We start from the raw sequence: 14,494 nt of genomic DNA on the forward strand, positions 1-14,494 counted from the left end.
GTGCCCCGCAAGCCCGACCGCAATCCCGCCAAGAACCGCCCCAACCCCCTGGACCAGGCGGGCATCACCTACATCGACTACAAGGACGTCGACCTGCTCCGCAAGTTCATCTCCGACCGCGGCAAGATCCGCAGCCGCCGGGTCACCCGGGTGACGGTCCAGCAGCAGCGCCGGCTGGCCGCGGCCATCAAGAACGCCCGCGAGATGGCACTGCTCCCGTACGGGAGCCGCTGACCCGGGATCGCGCACGCCGGTCGGGTGGGAGTGCCCGGCCGGCGTCCGTGTGCAAGTCTCCTCGTGCCGCCGTGCGCCGGTGGAACAAGAAGGCCGCGGAACGCGTCTCTTGCAGTGCGCGAGGGATTCGGCAGCATGCGACGCGATGCCCCGGGGCAAGCGGTGGAACGCATGCAGGGCCGCGTACGTCACACGAGTAACCGCAGGACCACCCCGCGTGCACGTGCATCTGCTCACGCAGATGCACGTGAATCAGAGCTATGATCCGGGACAGTTGACCGGTGCACCACCACTGCACCATCTCTGGCATCAATGGCCTCGAAGCCACCGCACCACCGGGGAGCGACCTGTGGACCACGACGTGTACAACGGCATGGCAGCCACGGATCTGAACGGGGTGGCATGGCAGAAGAGCAGGCACAGCAACTCCCAGGGCTCATGCGTGGAGTTCGCCCGGCTGCCCGGTGGGGACGTGGCGGTACGCAACTCCCGCTTCCCCGACGGCCCGGCCCTCGTCTACACCCGCGCCGAGATCGAGGCGATGCTCCTCGGCATCAAGGACGGCGAGTTCGACCATCTGATCGCGAGCTGACCGGACCACCTGCTCGTCGGCCGCCGCAACGGCACCTTTCGTACCGCACAGGACCGTACGCTCCGGATGACGCGCGTAGAGTCACGGCGTCAGGGAACGCCGCGGCTCATCACTCCGTCGACGCCGTCGCCGCAGCGGCCGCCGGTGGGGGCTGCAACCGGAACAGCGCCCACACCACCTTGCCGCTCAGCGTCCCCGCCATCGGATGCCAGCCCCAGCCGTCACTGAAGGAGTCCACCAGGAACAGGCCGCGTCCGGACTCGGCCGAGAAGTCCTCGGAATCGCGCGCGACCGGGCTGTCATGGCTGGGATCACGCACCACGCACACCAGCCGCTCGGTCCAGCGCATCAGATGCAAGCGCACCGGCGGCGTCTGCTCCGGCGTCCGCTGCGCACCCGCCGGCAGCGCGTGCCGCAGCGCGTTGGTCACCAACTCCGAGACGACTAGGCACACGTCGTCGAAGCGATCGCCCAGCTCCCACTGGTCCAGGGTGCGCCGCGTGAACTTCCGTGCCTCGCGCACCGCCTCGTAGCGTGCGGGCAGCGCGCAGGAGGCGGCGCTGGAGACGTCTGCGGGATCCAGCGGCGGAAGGCCCTGCCGTAACGGCTTGAGCATGGTCGATCCATTCGTCCCCATGCGAGGCACTCCCGGGAGTTCGCGGTCGTTGCGATGCAGCGGTTGCGCGGGACCATGGTTTCGGATGCGCACAGCAGATGCAAGGGCAGATGCACGTGCACGTGACCGAATTGGACGTTCCCGTACCGCTTGTTGGCCATTTTTTCCGCCAACTTCACGCCCTCTCCGTGCCCTACGTTGCCTCCTTCCTGAGTGGAATCCTTGGCTTCTTTCCGTCTCTGTAATCGGACGAGTACTGCTCGAAGTGATTTAGTGGCAGACTGCGGGCCCTGAAGACGGTTGGGGAGGCTGGCGAAAGTGAGCGCGGGAGAGCCCGGATCGGTGGTGCGGCGCATGCTGCTCGGCTCGCAACTGAGGCGACTGCGGGAGGCGCGCGGGATCACGCGCGAGGCGGCGGGTTACTCGATCCGCGCCTCCGAGTCGAAGATCAGCCGGATGGAGCTGGGCCGGGTGAGCTTCAAGACGCGTGACGTCGAGGACCTGTTGACCCTGTACGGCATCACCGACGAGGTGGAGCGCAACTCCCTGCTCTCCCTCGCGCGCGAGGCCAACGTCGCAGGCTGGTGGCACAGTTACTCCGACGTGCTGCCGAGCTGGTTCCCCACCTACGTCGGCCTGGAGGGCGCCGCCAGTCTCATCCGCGCCTATGAGGTGCAGTTCGTGCACGGGCTGCTGCAGACGGAGCAGTACGCCCGCGCGGTCGTGCGGCGCGGCATGAAGGGCGCGAGCGAGGCGGACGTGGAGCGGCGTGTGGCCCTGCGCCTGGAGCGCCAGAAGTACCTCGTCTCCGAGAACGCCCCCGAGTTCCACATCGTCCTCGACGAGGCCGCCCTGCGCCGCCCCTACGGCGACCGCGAGGTCATGCGCGGGCAGCTCCAGCACCTGATCGAGATCTCCGAGCGCCCGAACGTCCGCCTCCAGGTGATGCCGTTCAGCTTCGGCGGCCACTCCGGGGAGTCCGGCGCCTTCACCATCCTCAGCTTCCCCGAGTCCGACCTGTCGGACGTGGTCTACCTGGAGCAGCTCACCAGCGCCCTGTACCTGGACAAGCGCGAGGACGTCACCCAGTACGAGTCGGCTTTGAAGGAACTCCAGCACGACAGTCCGGGCCCGGACGAGAGCCGGGATGTTCTCCGGGGTCTCCTCCAACTCTCCTGAAACACAAGTACGATGACGTGTGATCAGACCGCGAGGACGATCAAGGGTGATCGAGCCGATCGAGGCTTCCGCGATCAGTCGACCGGGTCTCCGCTAGGGATTGAGGGATCACATGTCGTCGTACTTCACCGACCTGGCTCAGCAGTACATCGACGGTGAGTGGCGCCCGGGCACCGGCTCCTGGGACATCATCGACTTCAACCCGTACGACGGTGAGAAGCTGGCGTCGATCACGATAGCCACGGTCGACGAGGTGGACCAGGCGTACCGGGCGGCGGCCCGCGCCCAGAAGCAGTGGGGCGCCACCAACCCCTACGCCCGCCGCGCGGTCTTCGAGAAGGCGCTGCGGCTGATCGAGGACCGTGAGCAGGAGATCGCCGAGGTGATCATCGCCGAGCTCGGCGGCACCCGGCTGAAGGCCGGCTTCGAACTGCACCTCGCCAAGGAGTTCCTGCGCGAGGCGATCCATCTGGCGCTGCGCCCCGAGGGCAAGATCATCCCGTCGCCGACGGACGGCAAGGAGAACCGCGTCTACCGTGTGCCGGTCGGCGTGGTGGGCGTCATCAGCCCCTTCAACTTCCCCTTCCTCCTCTCCCTCAAGTCGGTCGCCCCGGCCCTCGCGCTCGGCAACGGCGTGGTCCTCAAGCCCCACCAGAACACCCCGATCTGCGGCGGCTCCCTGGTCGCGAAGATCTTCGAGGACGCGGGCCTGCCCGCCGGGCTCCTCAACGTCGTCATCACCGACATCGCGGAGATAGGCGACGCCTTCATCGAGCACCCCGTCCCGAAGGTCATCTCCTTCACCGGCTCCGACAAGGTCGGCCGGCACGTCGCCACCGTCTGCGCCTCGCAGTTCAAACGCTCGGTCCTCGAACTCGGCGGCAACAGCGCGCTGGTGGTCCTCGACGACGCCGATGTCGACTACGCGGTCGACGCCGCGGTCTTCAGCCGGTACGTCCACCAGGGCCAGGTCTGCATGGCCGCGAACCGGGTGCTCGTGGACCGCTCGGTGGTGGAGGAGTTCACCGAGAAGTTCGTCGCCAAGGTGAAGTCGCTGAAGGCCGGTGACCCGCGCGACCCGGAGACGGTCATCGGCCCGGTCATCAACTCCTCGCAGGCGGACGCGCTCGCGGCCGTGGTCGAGCAGGCGATCGCCGAGGGCGCGACGGCGCTGGTGCGGGGCACGACGACGGACAACCTGGTCGAGCCGTCGGTCCTCACCGACGTTCCCGCCGACTCCGCCCTGCTCCGGCAGGAGGTCTTCGGCCCGGTCGCCTTCCTCATCCCGTTCGACGGCGAGGAGGAGGCCGTACGCCTGGTCAACGACACCCCGTACGGCCTCAGTGGCGCCGTCCACACGGGCGACGTCGAGCGGGGCGTCGCCTTCGCCAAGCGGATCGACACGGGCATGTTCCATGTGAACGACGGCACCGTCCACGACGAGCCGATCGTCCCCTTCGGCGGCGAGAAGCACTCCGGCCTCGGCCGCCTCAACGGCGAGACGATGCTGGACGCCTTCACGACGGTCAAGTGGATCTCGGTCCAGCACGGCAGGAGCGGGTTCCCGTTCTGACCGGGGCTGCGGGGCGGGGCTGCCCGGCGCGCGCCGGCGGCCCGGCCCTACTCTGGGCACCATGTCAGCGATCCGTCTCCTGGTGCTCGGCGCGGTCCGTCAGCACGGGCGGGCCCATGGGTACCAGGTGCGCAACGACCTGGAGTACTGGGGCGCGCACGAGTGGTCCAACGCCAAGCCCGGCTCGATCTACCACGCCCTGAAGCAGATGGCGAAGCAGGGGCTGCTGCTCGCGCACGAGGTCGCCCCGTCCACGGTCGGCGGGCCGCCCCGCACGGAGTACGAGATCACCGAGCAGGGTGTCACCGAGTACCTCGGGCTGGTGCGTGAGTACCTCACGGCATACGACCAGCGCCCCGACATGCTCACGGCGGCGCTCGGCTTCATGGTGGACCTGGACCGTGAGGAGGTCCTCGCCCTCCTGGAGGAGCGGGTGCGCCGCATCGAGGAGTGGCGCAAGGGTGTCACCGAGTACTACACGCCCGAGGACGGTCCGGGCCAGCTCGGTCACATCGGCGAGATCATGAACTTCTGGGTGCACTCCGCCGACACCGGCGCCGAGTGGACCCGCGGCCTCATCGACCGTATCCGGGGCGGCGCCTACACCTTCGCCGGCGAGGGCGAACCGTTCGTCGGCATTCTCGCCGAGGATCAGGACAACCCGTACGCGACGGGGGAGCGGCATCCCGAGGACTCTCATTAATCAAGTTTGACTAATGCAGTCCAGGGGTATTAGCCTCAAGCTGTAGTCAAATTTGACTAGCGAAGGAGTGTCAGTGGCCGACCCCGCGATCATCGTCGAAGGGGCACGCAAGAAGTACGGCGGCAAGAACGGCAGGCACGCACTGGACGGGCTCGACCTCAGGGTCACCCGCGGCACGGTGCACGCAGTGCTCGGCTCGAACGGCGCGGGCAAGACGACGCTGGTCCGCGTCCTGTCCACGCTGCTGCGGCCGGACAGCGGCCGCGTCGAGGTGGCCGGGCACGACGTGCTCCGCCAGGCGTACGAGGTCCGCCTGCGCATCGGCCTCCTCGGTCAGCACGCGGCGCTGGACGAGGGGCTGGACGGTCACCAGAACCTGGAGATGTTCGGCCGCCTCTCCCATCTGGGCGCCCGCCGCGCGCGCGTGCGGGCAGGCGAGCTCCTGGAGCGCTTCGGCCTCGCCGACACCGGGCGCAAGCCGGTCGAGCGGTACAGCGGCGGCATGCGCCGGCGTCTGGACCTCGCGGCCTCGCTCATCACCGAACCGCAGGTGCTCTTCCTCGACGAACCCACCACCGGCCTCGACCCGCGCGGTCGCGCCGAGGTCTGGTCCGCCGTCCGCTCGCTGGTCGGCGGCGGCACCACGGTCCTGCTCACCACCCAGTACCTGGAGGAGGCCGACCAACTCGCCGACCGCATCTGTGTCGTCGACGCCGGCCGCGTCATCGCCGACGGCACCGCGGACCAGCTCAAGGCGCTGACCGGCGGTGACCGCATCGATGTCGTCCTGCGCGACGCCGGTCAGCTGGGCGCGGCCGTCGCCCTGCTGCCCGTACCGAAGGACGACGTGAGCGTCGACGCCGACCGCCGCCTGCTCAGCGCCGCGGTCAGCGACCGGATGGCGGCGCTCTCCGGTGTCGTACGGGCCCTGGAGCGGGCCGGAATCGAGGCGGAGGACATCGCACTGCGCCGGCCGACGCTGGACGAGGTGTTCCTGCACCTCACGGGAGACGACCGCCGAGTGAAGGAGCCCGCATGAGCATGAGCGCCCACGCCCTGACCGACTCCTGGACCATGACCCGCCGTGAACTCGCCCACTGGGCGCGGCAGCCCGTGCAGGTCGTGGTCAACCTGGTGTTCCCCGTGATGCTGCTGCTGATGTTCGGCTACCTCATCGGCGGTGGCCGGGGCGTCCAGGGCTCCTACATCGACTACCTCCTGCCCGGCATGCTCGCGCTCACCATGGCCTTCGGCCTCGAAGGCACGATGATCGCGGTCACCCAGGACCTCAACAAGGGCGTCGTCGACCGCTTCCGGTCGATGCCGATGGCCAACGGGGCCGTGCTGGTGGGCCGTTCGGCGGCCGACATGCTCCAGTCGGCGCTCGCCGTGTTCGTCCTGATGGGCATCGGCCATGCGCTCGGCTGGCGCCCGGACGGCGGTCCGGGCGCCTTCCTGGGCGCGGTCGGACTGCTCCTGCTGTTCCGATTCGCCATGCTGTGGATCGGTATCCACCTCGCCCTGGTCGCCGGGAAGCCGGAGATGGTGCAGGCGGTGCAGATCCTGGTCTGGCCGATCGGCTTCCTGTCCAATGCCCTCGCCCTGCCCCGGACCATGCCCGACTGGCTGGGCACCGTCGTCGAGTGGAACCCGATGTCCCACACGGCGACGGCCGTACGCGACCTGTTCCGCGGTGCGGGCACCGACCACGTCGCAGCGGCGATCGTGTGGCCGCTGCTGCTCCTGGCGGTGTTCTTCCCGCTCGCGGTACGGCGGTACGCGCGCCTGAGCCGTTAGGGCCGTCGTCGCAGCAGGCCCTAGTGATGGAAGCCGGTGGCCGCGCCCTTGTCCCGGGTCAGGGGCCGCGGCTGCCGGCGGAGTTCCGGCAGCAGCCGGCCCAAATCCTCCACGAACAGCTCGGCGAGGTCCTCGGAGAACCCGTTGCGGCAGACCACCCGCAGGACGGACAGGTCCTCCCGGTTCGGCGGGAAGGTGTACGCGGGGACCAGCCAGCCCTTCTCCCGCAGCCGCCGGGAGACGTCGAAGACGTCGTACGCCCGCACCTGAGGCGCCGTCGTGAAGGCGAAGACCGGCAACTCGTCGCCCCTGGTCAGCAGCCGGAAGTCCTCGAACCGGTCCACCGCCCGGGCGACCTTCCGGGCCACGTCCCTGGCCGCCTGCTGCACGGCCCGGTACCCCTCCCGGCCCAGCCGCAGGAACGAGTAGTACTGCGCGACGACCTGCGCCCCCGGACGGGAGAAGTTCAGCGCGAAGGTCGGCATGTCACCGCCCAGGTAGTTGACGCGGAACACCAGCTCCTCGGGCAGGGCTTCCTGGTCCCGCCACAGCGCCCAGCCGACACCGGGGTAGACCAGCCCGTACTTGTGGCCCGAGGTGTTGACGGAGGCGACCCTCGGCAACCGGAAGTCCCACACCAGCTCTTCGTCGAGGAAGGGCGCGACCATGGCGCCCGACGCCCCGTCGACATGCACCGGGACGTCGAGCCCGGTCCGCTCCTGCAGGGCGTCGAGGGCCGCGCACAGCTCCTCGACGGGCTCGTAGGACCCGTCGAAGGTGGAGCCGAGGATCCCGACCACCCCGATGGTGTTCTCGTCGCACAGCTCGGCCGCCGCCTGCGGATCGAGATGGAACCGCTCGCCCTCCATGGGCACCTGCCGCGCCTCCACCTCCCAGAAGGTGCAGAACTTCTCCCAGCAGACCTGGACGTTGACGCCCATCACGAGGTTGGGGCGGGCACCCGGGTACCGGTCGGCGTTGCGCCGCGCCCAGCGCCGCTTGAGCGCCATCCCGGCGAGCATGCACGCCTCGCTGGAACCGGTGGTGGAGCAGCCCACGGCGGCCGAGGGGTCGGGCGCGTGCCACAGGTCGGCGAGCATCGCCACACAGCGCCGCTCCAGCTCGGCGGTGCGCGGGTACTCGTCCTTGTCGATCATGTTCTTGTCCCGGCACTCCGCCATCAGCACCCCCGCCTGCGGCTCCATCCAGGTCGTGACGAAGGTGGCCAGGTTGAGCCGGGAGTTGCCGTCCAGCATCAGCTCGTCGTGGACCAGCTGGTACGCCGTCGACGGCGGCAGGGGTGCGCGCGGCAGGCGGTGCCTGGGCGGGGCCTCGGTCATGGCGACGACCGGGTTCGCCTCACCGTAGAAGGGATTGACGGCGAGCCTGCCCCCGCCGCCCTCCGCGTCCGGTTCCTCGCCGTCCCCACGATGCAGTGGCATGCCTACGACGGTAGGCCCGTACCGTCGGGCTTGCACCTCACGCCACGTGAGGGCCCACCGTGGAGTGCGTACCGAGAAGGGAGCGGAAGTGAGCTACTCCGTGGGACAGGTGGCGGGCTTCGCCGGAGTGACGGTGCGCACACTGCACCACTACGACGCCATCGGCCTGCTCGCGCCCAGCGAGCGCAGCCACGCGGGACACCGGCGCTACAGCGACGGCGACCTCGACCGGCTGCAGCAGATCCTGTTCTACCGCGAGCTCGGCTTCCCGCTCGAAGAGGTCGCCGCCCTGCTCGACGACCCGGACGCGGACCCGCGCGAACACCTGCGCCGGCAGCACGAGCTGCTGACCGACCGGATCGAGAAGCTGCAGAAGATGGCGGAGGCCGTGGAGCACGCCATGGAGGCACGCACGATGGGGATCAACCTCACACCGGAGGAGAAGTTCGAGGTGTTCGGGGACTTCGACCCCGACCAGTACGAGGAGGAGGTGCAGCAGCGCTGGGGCGACACAGATGCCTACCGGCAGTCCCAGCAGCGCGCCGCCTCCTACACCAAGGAGGACTGGCTGCGCATCCAGCGCGAGGCCGAGGAGCTCACCCGGCGTTTCGTCGCGCTGATGGAGGCCGGTGAGCCGGCGGACTCCGAGGCGGCCATGGACGCCGCCGAGGAGCACCGCCGGGGCATCTCCCGCAACCACTACGACTGCGGGTACGAGATACACACCTGCCTCGGTGAGATGTACGTGGCGGACGAGCGGTTCACGCACAACATCGACAAGGCCAAGCCGGGCCTCGCGGCCTACATGAAGGACGCCATCCTGGCCAACGCGGCCCGCCACACCTCCTGATCCCTGGCCCGGGAGCCCGTACGCGTCACTCCCGGGCCAGGACCACCGCGGTCCCGTAGGCACACACCTCGGTGCCCACGTCGGCGGCCTCGGTCACGTCGAAGCGGAACGCCAGGACGCCGTTCGCGCCACGCGCGCGTGCCTGCTCCACGAGCCGCTCCATGGCCTGGTTGCGGGTCTCCACGAGCGTCTTGGTGAGCCCTTTGAGTTCACCGCCGACCAGCGACTTCAACCCGGCGCCGATCTGGCTGCCGACGTGCCGGGAGCGCACGGTCAGTCCGAAGACCTCGCCGAGCACCTCGGTGACGCGATGGCCGGGGACGTCGTTCGTGGTCACTACAAGGACGTCGGGCCGGGGTCCCTGCCCGCCGCCGTACTCTTCGATGCCCATACAGCACAGCTTTGCCCCAGCGGGGGCACAGTGCATCCTGAGGGGGTCCATGGAACCTGGGCGACCGCCGCGGCGTTGATAATTGAGCAGTCAGCTGCACCCCGCCCGCCCCCACTCAGCAGGAGCCACATCCCGTGACCACGCTTGCGCTCGGCCCCGAGTGGCTCGACCCGCACTATCTGATCGAGACCTTCAGCCTCCCGGGCATCCTGCTGATCGTCTTCGCCGAGTCGGGCCTCTTCGCGTTCCTGCCCGGCGACTCGCTGCTGTTCACGGCGGGCCTCTTCGTGGCGCAGGGTGAGTACATCAGCCAGCCCCTGTGGCTGGTCTGCACGCTCATCGTGCTGGCCGCCGTCATCGGTGACCAGGTCGGTTACATGATCGGCAAGTTCCTCGGACCGAAGCTCTTCAACCGCCCGAACTCCAGGCTCTTCAAACAGGAGAATCTGGACAAGGCCCACGAGTTCATGGAGAAGTACGGCCCCAAGGCGATCGTCCTGGCCCGCTTCGTGCCGATCGTGCGCACCTTCGCCCCCATCGTGGCGGGCGCCGGCCGTATGCAGTACCGCACGTTCCTGACGTACAACGTCATCGGCGGCGTCGCCTGGGGCGTCGGCGTCACCGTCGCGGGCTACTGGCTCGGGCAGATCGACTTCATCAACAAGAACGTCGAGGCGATCCTCGTCCTGATCGTCTTCGTCTCCGTGGTCCCGATCATCATCGAGTACCTGCGGGAGCGCGCGAAGAAGAAGCGCGCGGCGGCCGAGGCCCCGGCCGTACAGCCCCAGCAGGCCCCCCGGATGGACGACGCGACGACCCAGCTCCGCCGCATCCCGTCCGACGACCAGCCCCAGCAGCACTACGGCGACCAGGGCGGCCCGCAGTACGGCTACGACGAGCAGTACTACGACCAGCAGCCCCAGCAGCAGCCGTACGCCCAGCAGTACCCGCAGGGCTACGGCAACCAGCAGCCGTACGGCAACCAGCAGCCGTACGGCAACCAGCACAACCAGCAGTACCCGCCCGGCCAGGGGTACTGAGACGCCGGTGAGGGGTGCGGGGCCGAGGCGCTACGGCGTCAGAAGCCCCGCGTCCGCTTGGCTGCCTTGCGCCCGGAATCCGCTCCACCCGGAATCCGCAGGAACATCCGAGAGATCTCCGACCCGAGGTTCACCCCGATCGCAATGGCCATGGCCAGGGAAGCCGCCGTGGCCAGCGACACCAGCCCGGCGTCGACCTTGTTCTGCGCGATCGACAACAGCCCGAAGTACGTGGCGGATCCGGGCAGCAGCGGACCGATCGCGGCAGTCGTGTACGGCAGCGCCGAAGCGAACCGGTAGCGAGCCATCAGCTGCCCGAACAAACCCACCACACCGGCCGCCACGGCCGTGGACGCGACCGGCGACAGCTCACCGGCATAGTGCATCGCGCCGTACACCACCCACGCGACACCCCCGTTGAGCGTCACGGCGAGCACAGTGGACCGTTCCTGCTGCAGCAGCACCGCGAACGTCAGCGACAGCAGCATCGACGCGCCGATCTGCCAGTACGGCCGCTCGGAGATGTGCAGCGCCGCGTCCGGGTTGAGCTTGGCGCCCAGGTTCACGCCGAAGTACAGGATCACCAGCACGCCGACGACGATGCCGACGAAGAAGTACATGACCTCCAGCAGACGCGCCGACGCGGTGATGTAGAACCCGGTCAGCCCGTCCTGCACCCCCGCCACCAGCGCCCGCCCCGGCAGCAGCGCGAACAGCCCACCGGTGATCACCGCGGACGCCTTCACGTCGACATGCGCGAGCGTCAGCGCGACCCCTATCGCGGCCGGCGGCATCGCGGCCACGGTGAACTGGTAGAACTCCGGCAGGCCGCGCCCCGCGCACAGCCACGCCAGCCGGTCCCCGAGCATCGCGCCCACCATGGCGGCGACGAAGACGACCAGATCACCGCCGACCAGCACGGACGCCGCCCCCGCCAGCAGCCCGCTCGCCCCGGTCAGCACCCATGTGGGATACGGGTGCCGGTTGCGCCGGATCTCCGCGAGCCGCCGGTAGGCCTCCTCCAGGGAGAAGTGGGTCTCGGGGTCGCTGAGCTCGTCCACGAGCCGGTACACGGCCGCCAGCCGGGTGTAGTCGGTCCCGCGGCGGCGTACCGTACGCGACGCCGACACCGGGTCGTCCACCAGCGACGGCTGGTACGAGATCGACAGCAGGGTGAAGGTGACGTTCGGCTCGCAGCGGTCCAGGCCGTAGGACCGGCAGACCGCGAACATCGCCGCCTCCACGTCCTCCGCGCCCTCGCCGCCCGCCAGCAGCAGCTCGCCGATACGCAGCGTCAGGTCGAGCACGCGCGGGACGGCCGGGCCCTCGTCCTCCTCCGCCTTCGGCATCCGCTCCGGCGCCGGCCGCTCGGCCACCGGCATGCGCAGCATCGTGCGCATCCGGTCCTGCCAGGGCAGGTCCTTGGTCAGGCTGACCCGCGGGATGCCGGCGGCGGGGGTGAACGCCGGCGGTGCGTCCTCGACGCTGTAGACGCTCGGTGTGCTGAACGCCGACCTCTCCGGCTCCTGGACCGGCGTCTGCGGTACGCCGAGCCCCTTGGGAAGGGCGAACTCGGAGGTCGTCTCCGACTCGCTGTCCCCCACCTCGACGCCGGCCGGTGGCCTGAAGGCCATCCTCGCCTCGTCCGACTGCGGTTTGCGGTCCTCCACGTCCGTCACGTGTGTAGCGCTCCTCGTACGACACCTCCTGCCGCACTCAGTATGCGCACAGACACACGAACGGGCCGCACGCGCATGCGCGTGCGGCCCGTTCGGTATGCCCGAAAGCCGGGGGTGCCTCAGTGGCCGCCCTGCTCCTTGAACCGCTTGTACGAGCGCTCGATCTCGATCTCGGCGTCGACACGGCCCACCCAGTTGGCGCCCTCGACGGACTTGCCGGGCTCCAGGTCCTTGTAGACCTCGAAGAAGTGCTGGATCTCCAGGCGGTCGAACTCGGACACGTGGTGGATGTCACGCAGGTGCTCCACACGCGGGTCCGTCGCCGGCACGCACAGCAGCTTGTCGTCGCCGCCCGCCTCGTCCGTCATACGGAACATGCCGATCGCGCGGCACTTGATGAGGCAGCCCGGGAACGTCGGCTCGTCCAGGATGACCAGCGCGTCCAGCGGGTCGCCGTCCTCGCCGAGGGTGTTCTCGACGAAGCCGTAGTCGGTCGGGTAGGCGGTCGAGGTGAAGAGTCGACGGTCCAGGCGGATCCGACCGGTCTCGTGGTCCACCTCGTACTTGTTCCGCGAACCCTTCGGAATCTCGATCGTGACGTCGAACTCCACCGGTGGCTCCTCCATGATCAACACATAGTTCTGGTGGTTAAGTGTCCCTCACGCAGGTGTGTGATCGCGAAAGGGGCTGGTGGTCGTGCCCAAGCTGAGGCCTTGGCGGGCCGCGGGACCGCGGGTGACGCGGGTCGCGAGCGCCGTACGACCGCGTCTGGCACAAGCCGCGGACGCCGTACGCCCCCGCCTCGCACGCGCCGCGACGGCCGCGAAACCGCGGTTCGCACGGATCACGCGAGCCGTCACCCCGCAGGTCACGCGGTCACGTGGGCCGAAGACCTGGCAGTACACCGCGGGCGCCGCCACCGCCGGACTGGCCCTGGCCGCCGGAGTGGTGACCACCGTCGGCCCCTGGGACTCCACCGGTCAGCGTACGGCCGAGCGGGACCGGGCGGCCGCCCGGGAGCGCACGGGTGGCGCAGATCACGGTCGTCCCGAGACGTCCGGCACGACCGCCGAGGGGCCCCGCCCCGCCCCCAGCGCGCCCGCCGTCCTCACCGGCCTGGGCGGCGGCGTCGACACCGTGAAGTCGGCGCCGGACGGCCGCGCCCTCGCCGACGTCCTCGACCCGCTCCTGGACGTGCCCGAACTCGGCACCCGCGGCGCCGCCGCGATCGTGGACGTGGCCACCGGCAAGCGCCTCTACGGCTCGGGAGCCGCCGCCTCCCTCACCCCCGCCTCGACGACGAAGATCGCCACCGCCGCGGCGGCGCTGGCCGCGCTGGGCCCCGACCACCGCCTCACCACCCGCACCGCCCTGGAACCCGACACCGGGGAACTGGTCATCGTCGGCGGCGGCGACCCCACCCTGACGGCCCGCAAGCAGACCAAGGGCTGGGCGAGCCTGCGCGACCTGGCCGACGAGACGGCACGCGCGCTGAAGAAGCGCGACCTGCGCGAGGTCACCCTCTCGTACGACACCACGCTGTACGAGGGCCCCGCACTGCACCCCATCGGAGTGAACGACAACCTCGCCCCGATCACCGCCCTCATGGCCGACGAGGCCCGAACCGACGGCTCCACGAGGGGCCCGGCACCACGGGTGGCCGACCCGGCGAAGGACGCGGCGGACAGGTTCGCGTCCTTCCTCGCCGACCACGGCATCAAGACGACGTCCCCCGGCCCGTCCAAGGCGACCGACCGCGCCGAGGCGCTCGCCGAGGTGTCCTCGCCCCCGCTCTCCGCCCTGGTCGAGCGCATGCTCACCAACAGCGACAACGACATCGGCGAGGCCCTGGCCCGCCAGACGGCCGTGGCCGGCGGCGAACGCGCCGACTACGCGGGCGCCGGAGCGGCGATCGAGGCCGAGCTGAAGAAGCTGGGCCTGCCGATGTCCGGCGTCGACGTCAGGGACGGCAGTGGCCTGGACCGCGCCGACAAGCTCACCCCGGGCCTTCTCGCGACCCTCCTGGCCAAGGCCGCCGACCCGACCCACCCGGAACTGCGTCCCACCCTCACGGGCCTGCCCGTCGCCGGCTTCACCGGCACCCTGACCAGCCGCTACACGGACGGCCCGGCAGGCGTCGTACGAGCCAAGACCGGCACCCTGACAGGCGTGAACGCCCTGGCCGGCACGGTGGTCGACCAGGACGGCAGGCTGCTGTCCTTCGCCCTCCTGGCCACGAACACGACCGACCCGGCGGCAGCGCAGTCGGCCCTGGACAAGGCCGTGACGGCACTGGCGTCCTGCGGCTGCCGCTGACCTAGGCGCCCCGCCACCGCCCACCCGCGACGGCGCGCGCCCTCGCAAGGCACCATGGCCCCGCCGCCCCGCGTGGCCTGCC

The 14,494-nt window shown here is 69.9% G+C and carries 15 protein-coding genes; 10 read left to right on the plus strand and 5 right to left on the minus strand.

Annotated features, from left to right (window positions below):
• On the plus strand, positions 1 to 234 hold the full coding sequence (gene rpsR / locus ACWCPI_RS29300) for a 30S ribosomal protein S18 (protein ID WP_451040966.1): 234 nt from the start codon (positions 1 to 3) through the stop codon (positions 232 to 234).
• A 373-nt stretch (positions 235 to 607) separates the two neighbouring features.
• Entirely contained in the window at positions 608 to 826 is a 219-nt protein-coding gene (locus tag ACWCPI_RS29305; protein ID WP_388804619.1) for a DUF397 domain-containing protein, read from the plus strand.
• Positions 827 to 935: 109 nt separating this feature from the next.
• On the opposite strand, the gene ACWCPI_RS29310 is transcribed toward ACWCPI_RS29305, so the two are convergent.
• Entirely contained in the window at positions 936 to 1,463 is a 528-nt protein-coding gene (locus ACWCPI_RS29310) for an ATP-binding protein (RefSeq protein WP_451040967.1), read from the minus strand.
• A gap of 333 nt (positions 1,464 to 1,796) precedes the next feature.
• Here ACWCPI_RS29310 and ACWCPI_RS29315 point away from each other — a divergent pair, with 333 nt between their 5' ends.
• From ACWCPI_RS29315 to ACWCPI_RS29335, 5 genes are all read left to right on the plus strand, one after another.
• Positions 1,797 to 2,621 carry a helix-turn-helix domain-containing protein gene (locus ACWCPI_RS29315; RefSeq protein ID WP_388804622.1) on the plus strand — a complete coding sequence of 275 codons (825 nt, stop codon included), beginning with the start codon at positions 1,797 to 1,799 and terminating at the stop codon, positions 2,619 to 2,621.
• A 112-nt stretch (positions 2,622 to 2,733) separates the two neighbouring features.
• The gene (locus tag ACWCPI_RS29320; protein WP_451040968.1) at positions 2,734 to 4,194 is read left to right on the plus strand and encodes an aldehyde dehydrogenase family protein; all 1,461 of its coding nucleotides are present in this window, start codon (positions 2,734 to 2,736) and stop codon (positions 4,192 to 4,194) included.
• Positions 4,195 to 4,255: 61 nt separating this feature from the next.
• Positions 4,256 to 4,897: a PadR family transcriptional regulator gene (locus ACWCPI_RS29325; RefSeq protein WP_451040969.1), complete on the plus strand. Its 642-nt coding sequence runs from the start codon at positions 4,256 to 4,258 to the stop codon at positions 4,895 to 4,897.
• 73 nt (positions 4,898 to 4,970) lie between these two features.
• Positions 4,971 to 5,936 (plus strand): ATP-binding cassette domain-containing protein, encoded by a 966-nt coding sequence (locus tag ACWCPI_RS29330; RefSeq protein WP_451040970.1) that lies wholly within the window; start codon positions 4,971 to 4,973, stop codon positions 5,934 to 5,936.
• 2 nt (positions 5,937 to 5,938) lie between these two features.
• Positions 5,939 to 6,694 (plus strand): ABC transporter permease, encoded by a 756-nt coding sequence (locus tag ACWCPI_RS29335; RefSeq protein ID WP_451041030.1) that lies wholly within the window; start codon positions 5,939 to 5,941, stop codon positions 6,692 to 6,694.
• A 20-nt stretch (positions 6,695 to 6,714) separates the two neighbouring features.
• Here the strand turns inward: ACWCPI_RS29335 and ACWCPI_RS29340 are convergent, their stop codons facing one another.
• Entirely contained in the window at positions 6,715 to 8,136 is a 1,422-nt protein-coding gene (locus tag ACWCPI_RS29340) for a glutamate decarboxylase (protein WP_451040971.1), read from the minus strand.
• A gap of 88 nt (positions 8,137 to 8,224) precedes the next feature.
• Here ACWCPI_RS29340 and ACWCPI_RS29345 point away from each other — a divergent pair, with 88 nt between their 5' ends.
• The gene (locus tag ACWCPI_RS29345) at positions 8,225 to 8,986 is read left to right on the plus strand and encodes a MerR family transcriptional regulator (protein ID WP_451040972.1); all 762 of its coding nucleotides are present in this window, start codon (positions 8,225 to 8,227) and stop codon (positions 8,984 to 8,986) included.
• Positions 8,987 to 9,011: 25 nt separating this feature from the next.
• Here ACWCPI_RS29345 and ACWCPI_RS29350 read toward each other — a convergent pair whose 3' ends face one another.
• Entirely contained in the window at positions 9,012 to 9,377 is a 366-nt protein-coding gene (locus ACWCPI_RS29350) for a YbjQ family protein (RefSeq protein WP_019753737.1), read from the minus strand.
• Positions 9,378 to 9,511: 134 nt separating this feature from the next.
• Here ACWCPI_RS29350 and ACWCPI_RS29355 point away from each other — a divergent pair, with 134 nt between their 5' ends.
• Positions 9,512 to 10,417 (plus strand): DedA family protein, encoded by a 906-nt coding sequence (locus ACWCPI_RS29355; protein WP_451040973.1) that lies wholly within the window; start codon positions 9,512 to 9,514, stop codon positions 10,415 to 10,417.
• A gap of 38 nt (positions 10,418 to 10,455) precedes the next feature.
• Here the strand turns inward: ACWCPI_RS29355 and ACWCPI_RS29360 are convergent, their stop codons facing one another.
• Both ACWCPI_RS29360 and ACWCPI_RS29365 read right to left on the minus strand, forming a co-directional pair.
• Entirely contained in the window at positions 10,456 to 12,096 is a 1,641-nt protein-coding gene (locus tag ACWCPI_RS29360) for a threonine/serine ThrE exporter family protein (RefSeq protein ID WP_451040974.1), read from the minus strand.
• A gap of 119 nt (positions 12,097 to 12,215) precedes the next feature.
• The gene (locus ACWCPI_RS29365) at positions 12,216 to 12,707 is read right to left on the minus strand and encodes an inorganic diphosphatase (protein WP_019753733.1); all 492 of its coding nucleotides are present in this window, start codon (positions 12,705 to 12,707) and stop codon (positions 12,216 to 12,218) included.
• 79 nt (positions 12,708 to 12,786) lie between these two features.
• Between ACWCPI_RS29365 and dacB the strand changes: the two genes are divergently transcribed.
• The gene (dacB, locus tag ACWCPI_RS29370; protein ID WP_451040975.1) at positions 12,787 to 14,412 is read left to right on the plus strand and encodes a D-alanyl-D-alanine carboxypeptidase/D-alanyl-D-alanine endopeptidase; all 1,626 of its coding nucleotides are present in this window, start codon (positions 12,787 to 12,789) and stop codon (positions 14,410 to 14,412) included.
• Positions 14,413 to 14,494: the final 82 nt, after the last annotated feature.

Source organism: Streptomyces sp. NPDC001920 (assembly GCF_053594495.1).